Source organism: Thermodesulfobacteriota bacterium, assembly GCA_030583865.1.
In the GTDB taxonomy this organism is placed as follows: Bacteria; Desulfobacterota; GWC2-55-46; order GWC2-55-46; family GWC2-55-46; genus UBA5799.
The window spans coordinates 2,509,766-2,526,954 of record CP129479.1 but is presented as its reverse complement, the minus strand read 5'-3'; the positions used below and the strand labels follow the sequence as shown (position 1 = coordinate 2,526,954).

Here is a 17,189-nt window from a genome sequence, read left to right as displayed (position 1 = left end):
CCCCGCCGCCCCCTTATGTCCAGAAGTCTTTGCCATATCGCTTTTCGAGCTGGAACAGCAGTTTTTGGTTCATTTCGGCGCAAGCCGCCTTATCGACACTTTTCAATTTTTCACTCGTTCTGGTGTTGGCCTTTACGCCGACAACTGCGTTTAGCCTGGCCTGGTCTATCTCAATCGCGAGACTCTTGAACATCTTGAGCACCGCGCCTGGGTCGTTCAGGTCCTCGGTTTTCAATTTGTAGAACTGGATCCAGCCATGCCGGAGCTTCGCGGCCTTTATTCGCGCCTCGACCTCGTACCAGTACCAGAGGCATTTGTATATGTCGTGGCTGAACTCCTTAGACTCGTACAGGAGGTCGGCGGCGCTGATTAGATTGTCGCTTTCGCGCGGGTCGATAAGGTACAGGACGCCGCCGCCCTCCCGCTGGCCGGGTATCGTGTTTACCTGGTAGAAGGAAGAGGCCACGCTGACAGGGTCTCTTACGAGGTGGAGTACGCGTATCCGCTCCCCGAAATACTCGACTGCAGGGTCGATGAAGTTCTTCACGAACTGGTGGTTAGTCTCGAAATAATGGCGGTGCCCCCGCGCTGCCGTATTAATGTATATCCTTTTCCTCATATAGAAGAGGTCGTGGAAATACTTCTTTCTGTCCGTCCCGGGAGCGTAATCGTTAAACATGACCGGGGCCGGCTCATGCAGGCTTATCCCTTCTTCCACCGTCTCGAATATCTTGCTGAGGGTTACGGAGCCGCACCTGCCGGAATTGGCGACAAAGACGTATGATTCCACGTCCCGGCACATATACTCGAGCAGTTTGCTGAAAACGAATACCGATGCGGGATTGTGTTTTGCAATGCGCATCGTCCTGTGGAAAACGCTTTTTTCATCAGTGCTGTCGATCATGCATCCTGCCTTTCCAGCCAGCTGCACATGGTCTCCAGGGCGCTCTCCTGCCAATCCCTGAAGGTGAACACATGGTTGGCGTTTTTGGTAATATGTATTTCCAGGTTTTTTCCCGCCCTTGCGATAGAATCCCTGTGGGTGGCCGCGAACTTCTCCTCGAACTCCCAGTAGAGCCTGTCAGCCTCGCTGAAGACGAGGCAGACCTTCCCTTTTTCCGCCATGCGGCTGAAGGCGTCCGGGAACAAGGTGTTGAAGTTGCCCGGGACCGCGGCCTTTCCGGTTACGCCTGCAGGCATCGGCTTTTTCTTTTTGCCGGACAGGGTAAGGGCCAGCGATTTCATAAGAAGCCTGTAGTCGCTCTTAAAAGAGAGGAGCCTGGTCCATGCCTTGGGGTCGAGCGCCTTCCTTAAATAACCTCTACGCATTTCCTCGAGCTGCCCTTTTGACATGTGCCTGGTCCTGTCCACGCTTGCTCCGTCCAGTATCACAGGGATGCCGAGCCCCAGGAGAGAATCCACCCTGTTATCGCCCGCGCCAGCCAGTAGCCCAGTTATCGCTCCGCCGCAGAGGCCTGAAAGGATGAAGCTCTTTATGCCGAGCTCCCTTTGCATCCAGTCCATTGCCGCCACGGTATCGCCCACGAACCGGCCCACCTGGATGGAGCCGTAGACGTCGGCTGCGAACCTTTCGTCAATCTCTCCTTCCGAGTCGCCCATGCCGGCCGGGTCGAACCTCAGAACGGCGTATCCGAGCTCCACGAAGCGACGGGACATCTTGACATAAAGCCGGTGCGGCGCGACCCTGCTCTTTATCCCCGGGCTCAAGATGATTATGCCCTGCTGCCTGGGCGTCCCGGAGGGCATGTGTAGAATCCCGTGGAGGGCGAGTCCCTCTTTGTTCCTGAATACGACAGGGCGCATCTCTTTTATCGCTGTTCCAGCCATTCGAGTGTCGCCCTGAAGAGGTTTTCGGCTTTTGCCGAATATGCCTTTATCTCCTTCCAGAAAGGCTCTTCGATTACCATAGAAAGGCCCGCGCCCTCGTACGCCGAGGCAAGCTGTGCCATATCCTTCCCTGGCTCCTTCTCCTTACGGTGTATCTCGACGATCAGGGTCCGCCCGGAGAACCGTTTCTTTTCCCCGGCGAGGCTTATCGCGGAGACCTGCTCGTAGAGCGCGTTCGACATCTCGTAGCCGTCAACGTTGACCGTCGCGCCCTCGGACATCAAGCGCGCGAGCTCCGCCCTTGTCCGGCGTATCTCCTTGTAGACTGACATCTGGGTCGTCAGGTTTATCTTGAGCATCTCCTGCATGTAGGCGGCCCCGTTTACGACCGGGTTCCACAGAATGAGACCCGAGGCCCCGGGCATCTCCTCGGCCGCGAGCGCGGCAAAGGTAGCGCCGAGGCCCAGGCCCAATAGACAGAGCCCGTCCTTTTCTCCGGCGGAGTTCAGGGTGAAATCGGCCGCGGCCCTTACATCAGAGATATATGTCTGGAGGGTCGTCTCCTCGAAGTCGCCGTCGCTATCGCCGTTACCCATGTAGTCGAACCTGAGGACGGTGTGGCCGCGGCTTGCAAGCTCGCGCGCGAAGTTGACAAAGACCCTGTGCGCCCAGAGCTTCTCCTCGGCAAAAGGAGAGCAGAAGACGAAGGCCGGGCCTTTTCTGACACCTTCCGGCTCGTGCAGGACCCCGAAGAGGCTGCAGTCGCCGTTCTTGAAAAAAAGAGGCCTTTCGGTCATCTCAGGCCTGCCTTTTGGAAGGGTTCCAGATCTCCATGCGAATGCCTGTCGCGTAAAGGAGCCAGGCGTAGAGGATGGCCGCGTTCACTGCCGTAAAATAAAGCGGGACCCTGCCGAGGGTCCTCTCATGCAGGCCGCCGATACGGAGAAACGCGAGGCCGGCAAGGGCGTAGAAAGATGCCTGGAGCGCGAAGAAGACCGCATAGGGCAGGTTCCGGAGGAGAAACGCGTTCGACACGAGGAGCGAGACCATGAAAAACGGGACCAGCCACCGCGCGACCTTGTGCGACAGGAGCTCCAGCGAGAAGACGCCAGTCCTTAAGGGGTTCATAAGGCGGGCATTGCTGAAAAGCGCCGCCATGCCCCTCACAAGCGTCCTGGCCTTCCGCCTGAATTCATCCTTGACGCCCGTTACGCTCGTCATTGTCCCGAAAGCCGCGGGCTCCGTTACCGCCCTGTAGCCCTTGTCGACTATATTAAGCACCGAGAGGAAGTCCGGGGCAAGTCCCTCCCTGAAAGGCTCGCAGGCTTCTCTTCTCTCGGCGTAAAAAGAGCCGCTAGCGCCGACTATGGAATGCACCCTCGATTCGAGGTTCCTGAGGAAGAGCTCGTACCTGCCGTATAGCCCCTCTCCGCCGGGACCCTCTATGTGGTCCTCGCCTGATACGCACCCGACTGCCGGGTCCTGGAATTTCAATACGATGCTTCTGATAGCGTTTTTATCGAGCATTATGGAGCTATCGGAGAATACGACTATCTCGCCCGTTGCGGACTTGAGGCCGTAGTTGAGCGCCGCGGCCTTGCCGCTCCTTGTCGGGAGCTCGAGAAAGCGCATCCGTCCGGAGAGGTTCCGCCCGACTATCTCCCTTGTCCGGTCCGTGGAGCCGTCGGATACTATTATGACTTCGAGCCTTTCGGCGGGATAAGCGATTGAAAAGGTATTCTTGAGCTTTCGTTCGATTACGGCCTCCTCGTTATGGACAGGTATGAGGAGCGATACCGTAGGCGTGTAGTCCCTGTTCCCCGCGCGGATTTCCCTCCGCGTGAGGCCTGAGAGGAGGAAAAGCAGTGCGGGATAGCCGAAGTAAGCGTAGAAAACAGCCGCGAGGGAGAGCCAGAAGATGATCTCGGCGATCCCGATGGCATGCAGTGTTTCAGTCACCTCTTCACCCTAGCAAGCGATACAAGTGTATCCGCCCCCTCGAGGAACAACCTGCCAAGCCGTATCCCGCCCACCGTCATATATCCGAATTCCTGCCTGGAGCCCATGCTGAAAAGCTTTCCCTTGTTTGTGTAGCTCCCTTCCCTGAGGAGATTAAGGAGCTCCCTGGCATCCGCAGGACTACCGTTGACCACCAGATCCAGTTCCCTGAAGTTCCGGGCCGTATGGAAATCGAGCCCCCCGAAGGCCAGCAGGGAACTGTTTGTTTTCCTTAACGAGCTGTATAGAGTCACGGACCTGTGATGCGGCAGATAGCGGCTGTCATACGAGGCGTTCCAGACTTCGACCCCGTCGAGCTTCACTTTAATGTGCTCCGGGACGAAGTGCCCGTTCCTGGCCGGATGGGCTATAACCGAAAGCCCGCGCTGCTCTCGGATGGCTTCTATCGTAAGCGATATGTTCCCGGGCGGGATATACCGGGTTACGCCTATGCCCAAAAGGTGCAGCTTGGGATATTCGCTGAACCCGAACTCGAGCCCGGGCAGAAGTATTACGCCTTTTTTTGATAGCTCCTTGCACTCCGAGGTAAAGGCGTCCATCCTGGCGGGATCCATGTCCTCCGCGTGTTCAGAAAGCGCGACGAACCCGAGCCCCTGCGCCTTGCAGAGCGCAACGAGCTCCGGGAGGGTGCATCTGCCGTCATGCGAATAGGTGGAATGCGCGTGAAATATGCCCCGCATTGATTACCCCCTGCCCAGTTGGTTCCTGAACCACATTGAGGTCTCGTATAGCCAGGGCCGCGGGTCATCGAACCTCAATACATCGAAGCGAGTGCCGCCGAGCGACGGCTTGAGGAAGCTTAATATGGAGCCGAGTTTTCCCGGGTGGCCCGGCGGGAGCTTAAGCGACCGACTTTTTTTGAGGAGCACCATGAGTAGCGAATCCACGTCTCCCCAGAACCAGCGCGTCCTCCTTCCGGTCCTGTACTCGAAACATGGACGGACTTCCTTCTCCATCGCGATATCCATAAGCATGGACGGGAAGTCCACACCCGCATCGATCGCCAGCTGGAGAGAGCCCCAGAAGCGCCCGTTTATCTCCATGAGCTTCGGGAGCCCGTCACGCTCGTCCAGCTTGAACTCCACCATGGCCACACCGTGCCAGCCGAGGCTCCCGAGGAGGGCCTCGGTATATTCCTTCGCCAGGGCCGGCACAGGGATGCTCTCGCAAAGGACGCTGACCCCGCCTGAAGGAGGCTTCTCCCTGAGCCTCCTGTGGCTGAACATGGCCTTGAGCGCGCCCCGATCATAGCAGGCGAAGACCCCTATCCCGGGTCCGTTTATCCTTTCCTGCAGGAGAAGCGGGTACTGCCCTTTTTTCATCCGTAGAACTTGTTCAAGCTCATCCGGGCCGGAGGCGTAGCTTACAGAGGCCGAAAGCCACTTCCCGTCCGGGCCCTGTATCCTGGACCTGTGGGGCTTTACCACGACCGGGAAATCTATATCCAGCTTTTTTTTGGAGCCGTCGCCCTTTTTCCTTAAGACGACCGTCCTGGGCGCCGGTATATTGAGCCTGCCGGCGGTTTCGAAAAGGCGGTCCTTCCGCGCAGCCAGGTCCAGGGTCTCGAAAGACGCGAACGGGACCCTGCTTGAGGTGAATACATGCCGGTTGCCTGTAACGAGAAAGGTCGAGATGTCGGATACGGGCATGATAACGTCTATCCCCTCCTTTGACACCTGCCCGAGGAGTGCCTCTATGAACCCGCGCGGGTCGGAAGCTGGGTCCGGGTAAACGAAGCTGGCGCGGCAATAGGATGAAACCGATGAGAGGGAGGTCTCCTTCCTCTCGCCCACGGTCACATGGTGGCCGGCTTTGCCCAGCGAGCGCGTAATTGCCAGGGCGGCCCTGTTATCCCCGTCTGTTACAAGTACTTTCACGTATTTTCAGAAGACCCCGAGTATCCTGCAATAGAACATGGGGACGGTCATTGTGGCGTCGTTATGTATGTTGACCCTTTTCAGCCTGAAAGGGTCGTCAGTGTGCCTTACAAACCCCCGCTTAGTGGTGAATGCGGCCGCGTAACCGTGTTTTTTGACCAGGGTCGCCGTGCCATCGTCGAAGTCGCCGTTTGGGTAGCTGAACGAATCCGGGGCCCTGCCCGTCTTCTTCTCGATCATCCGCCTCGACTCTACTATTTCGGAATCGGCCTCTGCCGCCGGTATAATCGTTAGGAGATTATGGCTTACGCCGTGCGCCCCGAAGACTATGCCGGACGACATCATGGACTTGACCTGGTCCCAGTCCAGGAACCTGTCCGTCTTCTGCGGCGGCCTGATCCCGGCATGCCCGGAGATTTCCCGCATTATTCCGGCTATGCTCCCCGGCTCGCAGGATTTCCGGCTGTAGACGAAGTCGCTGATGCTTGCTGAAAGCTCTTTTGCGCTCAAGCCCGCGCTTAATCCGTAGGATTCGAGCAGCTGAACTCCCCCGGCGGTATTCTCTTTTGAGATTGCCTCCAGCATGGCCTTCATGCGCTCCTGCCAGAAGGGCTCTTTTGACCCGATGTGTCCTGCGCTGAGGAAAACGAGAGCAGGTATGCCGTGTTCTTTGAGCGTGGGGAAGGCATTGGCGGCATTATCCAGCCAGCCGTCGTCGAAGGTTACAAGACAGGTGGCGGTCTCGAAGGGTTTCCGGTCCCTCAGGCGTGAGAGGAACTCTTTTTCGCCGACCACCCTGAATTCCTTTTTAAGGAACCGCATATGCATCTCAAAGACTTCCTTCTCAACTACTATGCCAGCGTGCGAAAACGTCCTCCCGTTTTCCTCCCTTGTGAGCACCCTGTGGTACATGAGAGCCACGGCCCTCCTCCTGAGGATAATGAGCTTCAAAATGCGAATGGCTCCGGAGTAGTAGAGCATGGAGGAGACGGCCCTCTTGAAAGCCAGCTTCAGTTTGGCGCCCATTGCTTACTCCTGTGAGAGCGCCTCGTCCTGCAGGCGGCGGTCGAGGAGTTTTTTAGCGGCATGGCGCGGCGCGTCCTTACCCAATGCCAGTATGCCGGGAAGGGAGCGCGGGTAGATGGAAACGTTAATGTGCTCGCGCCTGCCGCTTGCAAAAGGCTTAAGCCAGGGCTCGATAGTGCCGAGGAACTCATAAGAGACGAGGTTCCTCATGAACGCATACTTCATGCACTCGTACGTTAGCTGGATGCCGGGTGAACACCGCGCCCAATTCTCGTCATAGCCTATCTTGAGGACCCAGAAGCTTTCGCCGGATTCGATTGCAAGCTGCGCGGCGGCCGTATGCCCGCCGATATCGAGCGTGCATACTCTCAGTATGCCGGCCCCGCAGGCCCGCCCCGAGTAGGCGCGGAAAAAACTGCCGAGCCTTTTATTGTGCAGCATGGAGGAGCCGTTCCGGCCCTTCCATCCTGCCGCTTCAACCCGGAAGACCTTTTCGAGTTCGCGATCGAGCCCGGAGGGCTCAGGGCAGTATATGTTCGCCGAAACCCTGCCGTGCTCCTCAGCCCTTTTTTTCGCCCTCCTGAGATCGTACCTGCGCTTCGGGGAGAGCCCGCCGTGGAAACCGTACCAGTCCTTCCCGACCGCGGCAAAAGGCGCGGGAGGCGCGGAGCTCTTTATGCAGACACAGCCTGCGGTATACTTCTCCCTGAAAGCCTCAAGCGCCTCCGAAGCCGGAAGCCGCCTGAGAAGGGCCGGATATCCCGTATCTGAGAGCGCCTTGAAGATGGCGGATCTTGTGCTCTCGTTTTCGTCCAGGAGGAGGGCTCCTGGCTCCGAGAGAAAAGGTGATCCGAGGAACTCGAGCCTCTTTAAAACCCCGCCCGTCAACCCGAGCGGGGCTATTGCCGCCGCCTTGCCGCTATTCCGTACCAGGAGCACCCTCGTGGGCATCAGGTCATGGAAGGCCTCCGCGCAGGAGAGGGCCCAGTCATGGCTCGCAAGAGGGCTCTTGTATCGGGCTGCGAGGGAATCCCATTCCTCCGAGATGGCGCGCATGCCCTCAGGGCCGGCTATGACCTCTGTTTTAAATGAGGCGCTTTCCATCAGAGCCCTGGAGGCTGACTTCCCCCGAATCCGTCTCCTTAATCCTCTTGCCGCCGTAAGCGCTGCTGGTCCTCCGGGGCTGTAGGCAAAAAACTTGAGAAGTCGTGTGGCGCCCGACCCCTTGTCCAGAATTGAAATCTTTTTAAGCGCGTCCTTCGCCTCTGGCGTCTTCCGTTCGAGTAGAAGCTGGGTGGCGACGATTTTAAGCTGTGCCGCCTCGATATTTTCCACCAGCTCCCGGTGCAGTCCCATGAACTCGGCGTCCTTCTTCCACACCCTATCTATCAGGGATAGCCTGCATTCCGCCGTCTTGCGGGTGCCGCAGTTGGTCGTGAGCCTCACCGGGTCGTCATGGCTCCTGTTTATGGCCGTTGCGGTATCGAGAAAGCAAACTGTATGGTCCCTGGCGAGCCTGGCGAAGAAATCCCAGTCCGCGTAAAGCGGGTCGCCCACCGTGAAGACTATCCCGGGCTTGAGCATGCTCCGGCGGACTATCGCGCTGCTCGGCAATACGTGAGGCTCCTCGAGGAGTTGCCGGTATATGTTCCCGGTATAGATGTCGAATCCGCTTAAGGGCAGCGTCAGTAGCGCGTGCGAGCTTATTTTATTCGAGTAGATCTCTTCCCAGGGCGTCTTCCTCTTGTGCCACGTCCGGAGCCCTTCGCTTATAAGGTCGCCGGAGGGCTTCAATATCGTGAAATCCGAGAAGGCGAACGCCGTCTCGCTCAAGCGGTCCATTATCTCAACCTGAATGGAGAGCTTTCCGGCGGTCCAGAGGTCGTCGGAATCCAGGAAGGCCAGGTATTCCCCTTTGGCCTCGGCAAGGCCGCGGTTCCTTGCCGCCCCGAAGCCCCTGTTCTCCTGCCTTATGTATCGTATGGACCCGGAATATTTTTCGAGAGCCTTTGAGGTCCCGTCGGTCGAGCCGTCGTCGACCACGATTATCTCGTAGTCCGTGTAGTCCTGCGCCAGTATGCTGTCTATGGCAAGGCAGACCAGGCGGGCCCTGTTGTAGGTAGGTATGATGATGCTTACTCTCATGCTATTCATTTCCTGGTCTTTTTGACGGACTTCAGGATGTAATGCTTTGAGAGGTCGATAAGGTAAGCCGGATTTTTCCTGTAAAGGTTCAACTGTGTGTTCATCCGCACGTGGTTTGTGAACTGGCTTTTGAACGGTTCGTTCCCGATAGTGAAGTCGAGCTCCGCCCGCCCGTTCTCAATTGCGTAATTTATCAGGTGCATCAGCATGACCTGGCCGGGTGAGCGCCGGGAGAATTCGATATCGAACGAAGGCTTGTACCATAGGACCCTCGAGCCGTAATCGAAGCCGAAATGGAATGCTATGGGCGACCCGTTGAATTCGAGAGCCGAAAAGAGGAGCCAGCCCTTGCCGAGAAGCCCTCTCGTAAGCCTTGCGTAGAACTCCCTGTTCCGCGGGTCTGAAAAAAGGCTCTTGTCTCCGGCGAGCTGTCTCCTTTTTATATGCTGCTCAAAAAAGGTCTCAAGGCGCCGGAGCGCCTCGTCCTCATCCCGTATGTGCCTGAAGGCCAGCTCGCCGCATTTTTTGAAGTAATTGAAGCGGCGCCTTAAGGTCTTTTTCCCTAGTATCCTGCCTGCGTCCTCTTTCCGGCCGGCTATCAAGAGAGTGGGGCATGATATCTGGCTCGTTATCGTACGCATGTCCGCTTTCTGTGATATGCGTTTCAGTTCCGCGCACGTAATGGAGTCCTCCGGGATATTCCTCAAAGAGATGCAGTCCCACTCGTCTTTATTGAGAATGAGCGCCTCCACCACGCATTCGATGGTCTTCCGCTTCTCCGGCCCGCTGATAATGTCGCAATAATCCGCTTTTTCGTCTCCTATGAACCTGACGGTCCTTCTGCCCGAACGGGACGAGAGCATGAGAGGCACTATGCCGGCGAGGTCTCCCTGAGGTGCGAATACGGATACGAGGAATAGCCGGTTTTCCTTGCCGAAGACGTCCCACCACGACCTGAACCATTCATAGGTCTGGAAGACGGTATTCGTCTCGCTCCCGGAAAGAAGCCTGTTCCACTCTTCGGGAGATATGCCGATGTCCTCGATGCGGGTCGCGACGCGTATATCCATTGCTATGCGGTCCCTTTCAGGACCGAAACCGCCCTCTCGATATCTTTTCCGGTTACGAACGGGTGCGTTGGGAGCGTTATTATCCTTTCCGCCACGTCCCGTCCGTTCTTTCCCGAGCTCCCGGCCTTATTGAGTATGCCGCCTATCTCTTCGAGGTCTATTACGGAGCGGGGGAAGGAGGCCGTCGCGCCTATGCCGTTCTCCTTGAGCCTCGCGAGCATGGAGATGCGCCTGCCTTTGTCCCTGACCAGCGCCGGGTAGCGGAGATAGACCGGCTTCGAACCTTTTTTTGCCGAAATCCGCTCAAGCCCTTTCACTCCGGCCAGGGCTCTGTCATAAGCGAGCCCGTTACCGGCCCGCGCCGCTGTTATCTCGTCGAACCTCCTGAAAAGCGAGGCCCCGAACCCGCCCAGTAGCGAGCTGTAGGCCTCAACCGGATACTCGGTCGTATATATCGTCGTGCCGAGGTTGAGAAACGGCAGGCTTTCAGGGAGCCAGTACATCCTCGGGTTGAGGAACGCGGCATACGCCATGAGCTTCATGGAAGAGGCAATGACGCTCGTGGCCGGGGGCGAGGGGAGGGCCGCGACCCTCTTCCCGACGAGCGAGGCTATTTCATCCGAGTCTGTGACTATGATGCCCCCCTGCATGGAGGTGATGTTCTTCCCCTTGTCGAGGCTGAAGACCCCGGCGTCCCCGAAGGTCCCTGAAAAACGGCTCCCGACCATGCCTCCCATGCACTGCGAGGCGTCGTCTATAAGGAAAGCCCCGTTCTCCTTTGCGATGCGGCTTATCTCCGGCAGGTCGTTCGGGAGGCCGTAAAGGTTCGCGGTAATGACGCAAAGGACTCTCTTCCAGTCAGTTTCCCTGAGCCCGGGGATGCTGTAATCGAGAGTTTCCGGGTCTATGTCGCGCACAAGCACTTTGAGGCCGCTCTTTGCGATGGTAGAGGGCACGGAATAACAGGTGTACGAGGGTATGACGACCTCGTCCCGGTTGCCGGGGGCGAGCCCCCTGAAGACCTCAAGGAGCACGCATAGCGCGGCTCGGCCCGATGAGGCGAAAAAGCAGTGCCTGACGTTGAACTTTGAGCATACGGCGGCCCTGAAATCTTCTAGCGTCCTCTTTGGCGACGCGGCCCCGCCTATGCAGGCGGCAAGGTCGCGCATATTGACCGGCGTTCCGGAAGGGGCAAGGCGTCTCATCGGCTCAGGGTATCTGCCCCGCAAAGAGCGGGCCTATGAGGTTCGCGAAGCGGACCGGCAGGCGCTTCCACGCGTTTATCGCCATGCGGTATTTAGGGTTCCCGGTATTAAGGCCCGGCAGTGGGCCGCTGTTCCTCATGTGGTAGTGCCAGTAGAGCTGGGTGGGAGAGGCGTTCCACTTGGACTTGAAAGCCTCTCCGCTGGAGTCAGCCGTGGACCTCCCGAGATGGTATTTGGTGAAGCCCTTCTCGCAGGCGTCTTTTATCATCTCCCAATACAATACGTAATTGGCCTGAAGCTGGCGGTAGCGGGCCGGCGAGGCCGCCCACATCCCCTCGACCGTGCCGTTGAAATGCCCGTTGAACGCGCCGGCGACCGGCGTGCCGTCTTTCATGCACGCAAGGAATATGCGGGTCTTGTCAGGGAACTCGCGGAGGATGCGCCTGAAATAGTCGATATTGTAGACCGGTGTGCCGAGGTCCCTCCAGCTCTCGGTAAAGAGCGCGTAAAAGCCGTCCAGCAGGTCTATTCCGCCTGCGCGCGCATCGAGGCCGTTCTTATAGGCCCTTCTCACGTTCGTGCGCTGCTTCGTGCTGAGCCCGTTCCACAGCGCGTCCGCGCCAGGGGAGAGCTCTATCGTGAGGCTCACTTTGTGCTCTCCTGCGGGGAGGTCCCCGGGGAGCCTCCTTATGCACCGTATTTCCATGTAGTCGGCCTTGAGCCCGCCGGCAATTGAAACGGCCCGCTCAAGGAGAGCGGCCTCTGCTTCGCCGTCAGCGGCGGACGGGCCGCCGTAGTTTACAAAGGGCATGGAGCAGAGGATCCGCCCGAAAACGCGGCTCCTGATGTAAACGAGGGGGAATACCCCTGTCATCCTGCCGTCCCGCATCGCGGCGAGGAAAAAGGTGCTGTGCCCGAAGCTCTCCTCGTTAACGGCCTTCCAGCCGAAAAGGTGGTAAAAGGACGAGTCGCTCCTCCCGGCCAGGAAGGAGTCCCATTCGCGTGCCCGCTCCGGACCGCAGACTATGACCTCAAGCCCACTCATGACCGGTCAGGATTTTCAAAAAGTCCTTCCTGGGCTTTTTCGACCACGGCTTGCCCGGAATGAATCTGCCCAAGCCTCACAAGTTGCCCGGCTTGGATACTCTTCGCAAGTCGGCAATACATACGTGGATTGCATGGCAGGGTGTTTTCAACACCCTGCTATTTCTTTCCGGCGGCAAGGTCCGCAAGGAACGCGAGCAGCTCCTCTGCAACGGCCTTCCTGCCCCTCTCGTTCAGGTGCCTGCCGTCGCTGGCGTATTCCGGCGTCATGGAAAGGTAATGCCGCCCGTTCGCGGTGAAGCCGGTCTTCCCGCCGCCCCGGGCAAGGGATTCAACTGCAGCAAGGTCGAAGACGGGCTCTTTCCCTGAGTATTCCTTCAAAAGCAGCTCGTTGAATTCATTACGCCTGATATTATCCGCGTACCCGCCGATGGGCCGCCCGATGACTTTTTTGACCGTTACCTTCCAGCCCGTCTGGACGACGGTCACGGGGACCGTGACGTGGATAAACGTGGTCTCCGGGTATTTCGCCTTGAGCGCAGCGAGAGTTGTCCGGTACTCGCTGAAGAGCGTCCTTGCGTCCGTGCCCGAATTTATGTCGATGTAGCAGTATTTGAAAAAGGCGAAATCGGCCTTTCCGCCTATGCCTGCCTCCACGAACCTGGCGAACTCCATGTTCTTTGAGAGAGGGTCCTGGTTTTTCCCGACCCTCGAGTGCGCGAAGACCGGGCCTCCGAAGGCGCGCGGGTCGCTTGTCTCGGAGACCGTGAGCCTTACGGAGGGGCGCTCCTTCATGACGTCGGATATGCCATCCAGGATGTTGTTCCCCACGGACTGGTGCCCGAAGTAGATCCTCTTCTTTGCAAGGCTCGCCCAGGCTTTCTCGGTAATCGAATCTATGTTTCCGGTTTTGGCTCCTTCCGCCATTGCAGGTCCTCCGTGTGAGACGGCAAAGACGGCCATGAGGGAGAGCGCCGCCGCCAGGATTATTTTCTTCATGTGATTTCCTCCGTTTCAAATTTGCTGAGCCTTGATTCTATGGCCGGGAGCAGGGCTTCTATAAAGCCCGCCCGCTCGGGGTCAAGCCCCGCGTCGGCTTCGTCAGTGGCGTCCCAGAATATCATGACCACCGCCCCGTTGGTCCGCTTCCGGAATACACCGTCCACGAGGGTCATGAGCTTGGCCTCGATCCTCCCGGTTATGCGCCTTCCGTTTATGCTGTACCAGTAGAGTATCCGGTAATCCCTCGGGCCTGAGTACGCGGCAAGGTTTGCCCTGACTGCCCCTTCGCCGAACGGGAGCTCGATTATCCGTTCCGGGCCGAACATGGACGCGTGCTCGTGGCGCACCAGCTCCCTTCCCTGTGTCTGTGCCGTGTAGTACGCCACGTAGACCCGGACCTCCCTGCCCGACGGGCCCGTGTACGTCCTGTAGATCTCGGAATCCGCGCCCTTCATGAGGAAAGGGAGTTCGCCATGCGAAGCCCTGTCCGAGCCCTTCCATTCAGCTACATGCATGGGCAGCCTCCTTAGTGGCTCGGCAAGCTGGACCGGCTCAGTTTTGTAGAGGTGCACGTACGCCGCGGTCGCCGCTAAAAGAAGCGCTCCGGCCGCGAAAGCGGCATTCGACATGGAAAAGGCCCCGCAGGTCGTCGCTGCCTTCGCCTCAGGGCCTGGTTTGCCGGACCGCCTCCCTGACCAGGCCAGGACCATGGAGACGACGAAGAGCATGAAAAACCCCGCGACAGCCACGAAGAGCCCCTGGAACACGTGCATGGGGCCGTGCAGGACTTCGCCACCCGCATGGCTCCAGAGCGCTATGAGTATGACCCGGAGCCAGTTGGCCACGACGCCTATCGCGACGGCGAGGGCGAGTATGACGAGCCTCGTGCGGCCGGTATGGTTCAGGTAGGCGAGCGGTATAGCGAGCGCTATTATGGCCACGAGGTACTGTACGCCGCTGCAGGCCCTGGCGACCTCGAGTGTTATGTTCGGCATCTCGATGAACTGCCTGTTGAGGAAGACTGGAACATTGAAGAGCTGCAGAAACCCGGCTGCCATCTTCGCCGTAACGAGCTGGAAAGGGAACTGGACGCGCTCGATGAGGATGTCGAGCGCCGGGACCATGAGGAGGAGATACGATAGCGGCAGGGCCAGCGCCCGCAGAAAGCTCCGGCCCATGAGCATGAGTACCAGGGCCGGGAGGGCCAGCACAAGGGATATCTGCTGGACGATTACGAGGCTGCTCACGTGTCCGGCGGCCAGGAGCATGGAAGTCGCTGCGACCGCGACCGAACCGGCCGCCAGGCTCGGCTTTGAGGGGAGCGTACTCAGGGCGCCCCTTTTCATCCATATGAAATAAATGCTTACCAGGGGGACAAGGAAGCCGTGTGAGTAGGTGTTGCTCGTGCTCCATGTCCGCACCATGTGCGAGACCGCTTCCCCGTACGCGAGCGCGAAAAGGACGGCGAGGGCGCCCAGCTTGAGCTGGAAGGGCGAGGGGAGGATACTCCTTTCGCTATGCATTTCCATCCAGGAACGCGGAGAGGGGCCTGAAGCTGAACTCCCTCATGAGCCCCTCGAGCTTGGCTGACGTGCTCTTTATGTTTGTGTAATGCCTGAACGCGGAAAGAGAGCCGACCTTGAGCCTCGGCTGCCCCTCGTCGACTTCCCAGGGGTGTATGTAGAAGATTACCGGTTTCCGCTCTTTGGAGTTTATTTTTTTCGCTGCCGCCCTTGTAAGCCATGAGGGTAGAAGCCTGAGATACCCGCCTCCAGCGACCGGCAGGTTCTGGCCAAGAAGACGGAGCGTTGACGGGGGGAACTCCATCAGGGCGCCGCCGTTCCTTTTTATCTCGTAGGGGAACCGGCAGGCGTCAGGTATGCCGTACCTGTCGTGGTGAATGGGGAATATGCTCGAGTCGTAAAGGAAGCCCTCCTCCATAAGTATGTCGAGGGCCCAGAGCGTCTTTTTTGTAACCGAATAGCTGGCCGCCCTGTAGCCGGCGACCGGCCTCCCTGAGATGTCCTCGAGTATGCGCTTCGATTTCCGGATGTCCTCCCTGAACTCATCAGGGGTCGTATCATATATGAGGCGGTGGTTGTAGCCGTGGCAGGCCACCTCGTGCCCCTCGGAGTGTATTTCCCTTACGAGGCGCGGGTCGTTTTCAGCCACCCAGCCGAGGACGAAGAATGTGGCCTTGACCCCGTATCTGGAGAGCAGGGCGAGGACCTTTCTCGTGCTCATGGCCACCCGGCTTTCGAACTTCGGCCAGTCCTCGAATCTGACCCTGTCGGCGAAGCCGGTCACCATGTAGTAGTCCTCGACGTCTATCGTCAATGCGTTCTGGATGTTCACCCCGCTGCCCCGCCTTCGGCAAGGCGCGGCCTGTCCACCTTCCCGTTCTCGTTTTTCGGCAGGTCCTCCATGAATACGATGTATTTCGGGACCATGAAGTCCTCGAGGTGCCTTGAACAGTGCTGCATGAGCTCCCTCTGGGTAAGCTCGCTTCCTCTTTTGCGCACCACGAAGGCCTTGAGCGCGGTCCCGAGGACCGCGTCAGGCACCCCGGCGACCGCGGCCTGGGCCACACCTTCATGCCAGTGGATGACCTCTTCCACCTCCCTGGGGCTCACCTTCTCGCCCCGGCATTTCAGGATCTCGTCCTTCCGGCCCACGAAGTAGAGGAACCCGTCCTCGTCGGTCCTGAAAAGGTCGCCTGTATAAAGGACCGTTTCGCCGCCGGCGTCGGGCCGGAGCGCTTTCGCCGTCTCCTCGGGCAACCCCCAGTACCCTGCCATCACGCTAGGCCCTTTTACTACGAGCTCGCCGGTCACTCCGTGCCCTACCCGCTTCCCTTCGGAATCGACCACGTATGCATCGGTATTCGGCATCGGCTTCCCGACCGATGTCGGGCGCCTGTCGAGCTCTTCAGGCGGCAGGTAAGACACCCTCTTGCATTCCGTAAGGCCGTACATCGAGAATATCTTCGTCTTCGGGAATATCTCGCGAAGCCTTTTTATGTGCTGCACAGGGAGGGCCGCGCCGGTGTTTGTGATGTATCTCAGGCCCTCAAAGCTCAAGCCCTTGAAGTCCTCGGTCTTGAGGAGTATGGAGGATATTGTCGGCACGATCGGGAACCCGGTCACCCGTTCCTTTTCTATGGTCTTCAGTATGTCCCAGGAATACAGGAACTTCTCGAGGACGACCCTGGCCCCGGACCTGAAACCCATGAGGACCTGGTAAAGGCCGTAATCGAACGACATGGGCAGGGTGTTGAGGATTACGTCGTCACGGGTAATCCCGAGGTAGCTGATGATGGAGTCCGCCGCGGCGGCCATGTTCGAATGGGCCATTGTGACCCCCTTGGGCGCGCCGGTCGAGCCGGAGGTGTATATAATGGAAGCGAGGTCTGTTGCTTCGGGCCCGCTCGCCGGCCCGGGGGCGCTCACCGGCAAGAGCGCCTCACGGAGGCTCGCGCTTATTCCCGAGACAGGAGAAGGCAGCACAGCCGCCTGCCCGGAAAGCCATATGCGTTTGAGCGAGGGCGCCGATGCCGCTATTTCAGCTATGAGCTGGGCCTTTTCATAGGTAGTCACAAGCGCGGAGGCCCGGCAGTCATTGAATATGTACCCGCATTTGCGCGCCTTGGTCGTGGGGTTGAGCAGCACGAAAACCCCTCCTGCCCTGAGCACCCCGAAAACCGCCGCCACGAGCTCCGCCGAGTTTTCCAGGAGGATGCATACGCGGTCGCCCTTTTTCAGGCCCCCGGAGACCAGGGCTGAAGAGAAGGCGGCTGCCATCGCGCCGAGACGTCCGTAGGTGAAGCGGCCCTCCTTTGTCACGAGGGCCTCCCTGTCCGGGTGCGTCCGGGCGCTATCTTCCAGGAATCTGTCGACGGTCATATAGGGAGGGCGTTGCTGCTGCAGTAAGCTACTGCGGGCGCAGGCGGGCAT

Annotated in this window: 15 protein-coding genes; all 15 read right to left on the bottom strand. The window is 58.7% G+C overall.

Annotation, left to right across the window (positions count from 1 at the left end; genetic code table 11):
• Positions 1–13 precede the first annotated feature (13 nt).
• Positions 14–904, bottom strand: coding sequence for a hypothetical protein (locus tag QY316_12060; GenBank protein WKZ32630.1), 891 nt, complete (start codon positions 902–904; stop codon positions 14–16).
• Positions 901–1,848 carry a hypothetical protein gene (locus QY316_12055; protein ID WKZ32629.1) on the bottom strand — a complete coding sequence of 316 codons (948 nt, stop codon included), beginning with the start codon at positions 1,846–1,848 and terminating at the stop codon, positions 901–903. The genes QY316_12060 and QY316_12055 overlap by 4 nt, the downstream gene beginning before the upstream one ends.
• A complete protein-coding gene (locus QY316_12050) occupies positions 1,830–2,645 on the bottom strand; it encodes an alpha/beta hydrolase (GenBank protein ID WKZ32628.1) in 816 nt (271 codons plus the stop codon). The genes QY316_12055 and QY316_12050 overlap by 19 nt, the downstream gene beginning before the upstream one ends.
• A gap of 1 nt (position 2,646) precedes the next feature.
• The gene (locus tag QY316_12045) at positions 2,647–3,807 is read right to left on the bottom strand and encodes a glycosyltransferase family 2 protein (GenBank protein WKZ32627.1); all 1,161 of its coding nucleotides are present in this window, start codon (positions 3,805–3,807) and stop codon (positions 2,647–2,649) included.
• Positions 3,804–4,547 (bottom strand): PHP domain-containing protein, encoded by a 744-nt coding sequence (locus QY316_12040; protein WKZ32626.1) that lies wholly within the window; start codon positions 4,545–4,547, stop codon positions 3,804–3,806. The genes QY316_12045 and QY316_12040 overlap by 4 nt, the downstream gene beginning before the upstream one ends.
• A gap of 3 nt (positions 4,548–4,550) precedes the next feature.
• Positions 4,551–5,744 carry an ATP-grasp domain-containing protein gene (locus QY316_12035; GenBank protein ID WKZ32625.1) on the bottom strand — a complete coding sequence of 398 codons (1,194 nt, stop codon included), beginning with the start codon at positions 5,742–5,744 and terminating at the stop codon, positions 4,551–4,553.
• Between the two features lie 6 nt (positions 5,745–5,750).
• Positions 5,751–6,770 carry a polysaccharide deacetylase family protein gene (locus QY316_12030; protein WKZ32624.1) on the bottom strand — a complete coding sequence of 340 codons (1,020 nt, stop codon included), beginning with the start codon at positions 6,768–6,770 and terminating at the stop codon, positions 5,751–5,753.
• A gap of 3 nt (positions 6,771–6,773) precedes the next feature.
• Positions 6,774–8,915, bottom strand: coding sequence for a GNAT family N-acetyltransferase (locus QY316_12025; GenBank protein ID WKZ32623.1), 2,142 nt, complete (start codon positions 8,913–8,915; stop codon positions 6,774–6,776).
• Between the two features lie 5 nt (positions 8,916–8,920).
• A complete protein-coding gene (locus tag QY316_12020; protein ID WKZ32622.1) occupies positions 8,921–9,985 on the bottom strand; it encodes a GNAT family N-acetyltransferase in 1,065 nt (354 codons plus the stop codon).
• A gap of 2 nt (positions 9,986–9,987) precedes the next feature.
• Positions 9,988–11,190 carry a DegT/DnrJ/EryC1/StrS family aminotransferase gene (locus QY316_12015; GenBank protein WKZ32621.1) on the bottom strand — a complete coding sequence of 401 codons (1,203 nt, stop codon included), beginning with the start codon at positions 11,188–11,190 and terminating at the stop codon, positions 9,988–9,990.
• A 4-nt stretch (positions 11,191–11,194) separates the two neighbouring features.
• Positions 11,195–12,235 carry a FemAB family PEP-CTERM system-associated protein gene (locus QY316_12010; protein WKZ32620.1) on the bottom strand — a complete coding sequence of 347 codons (1,041 nt, stop codon included), beginning with the start codon at positions 12,233–12,235 and terminating at the stop codon, positions 11,195–11,197.
• Between the two features lie 158 nt (positions 12,236–12,393).
• Positions 12,394–13,233, bottom strand: coding sequence for a hypothetical protein (locus QY316_12005; GenBank protein ID WKZ32619.1), 840 nt, complete (start codon positions 13,231–13,233; stop codon positions 12,394–12,396).
• Positions 13,230–14,759 carry an exosortase W gene (gene xrtW, locus QY316_12000; protein ID WKZ32618.1) on the bottom strand — a complete coding sequence of 510 codons (1,530 nt, stop codon included), beginning with the start codon at positions 14,757–14,759 and terminating at the stop codon, positions 13,230–13,232. Before xrtW ends, QY316_12005 begins: the two co-directional genes overlap by 4 nt.
• Positions 14,752–15,591, bottom strand: coding sequence for a DUF3473 domain-containing protein (locus QY316_11995; protein ID WKZ32617.1), 840 nt, complete (start codon positions 15,589–15,591; stop codon positions 14,752–14,754). Before QY316_11995 ends, xrtW begins: the two co-directional genes overlap by 8 nt.
• The gene (locus tag QY316_11990; protein ID WKZ32616.1) at positions 15,588–17,138 is read right to left on the bottom strand and encodes an AMP-binding protein; all 1,551 of its coding nucleotides are present in this window, start codon (positions 17,136–17,138) and stop codon (positions 15,588–15,590) included. The genes QY316_11995 and QY316_11990 overlap by 4 nt, the downstream gene beginning before the upstream one ends.
• Between the last annotated feature and the right edge of the window lie 51 nt (positions 17,139–17,189).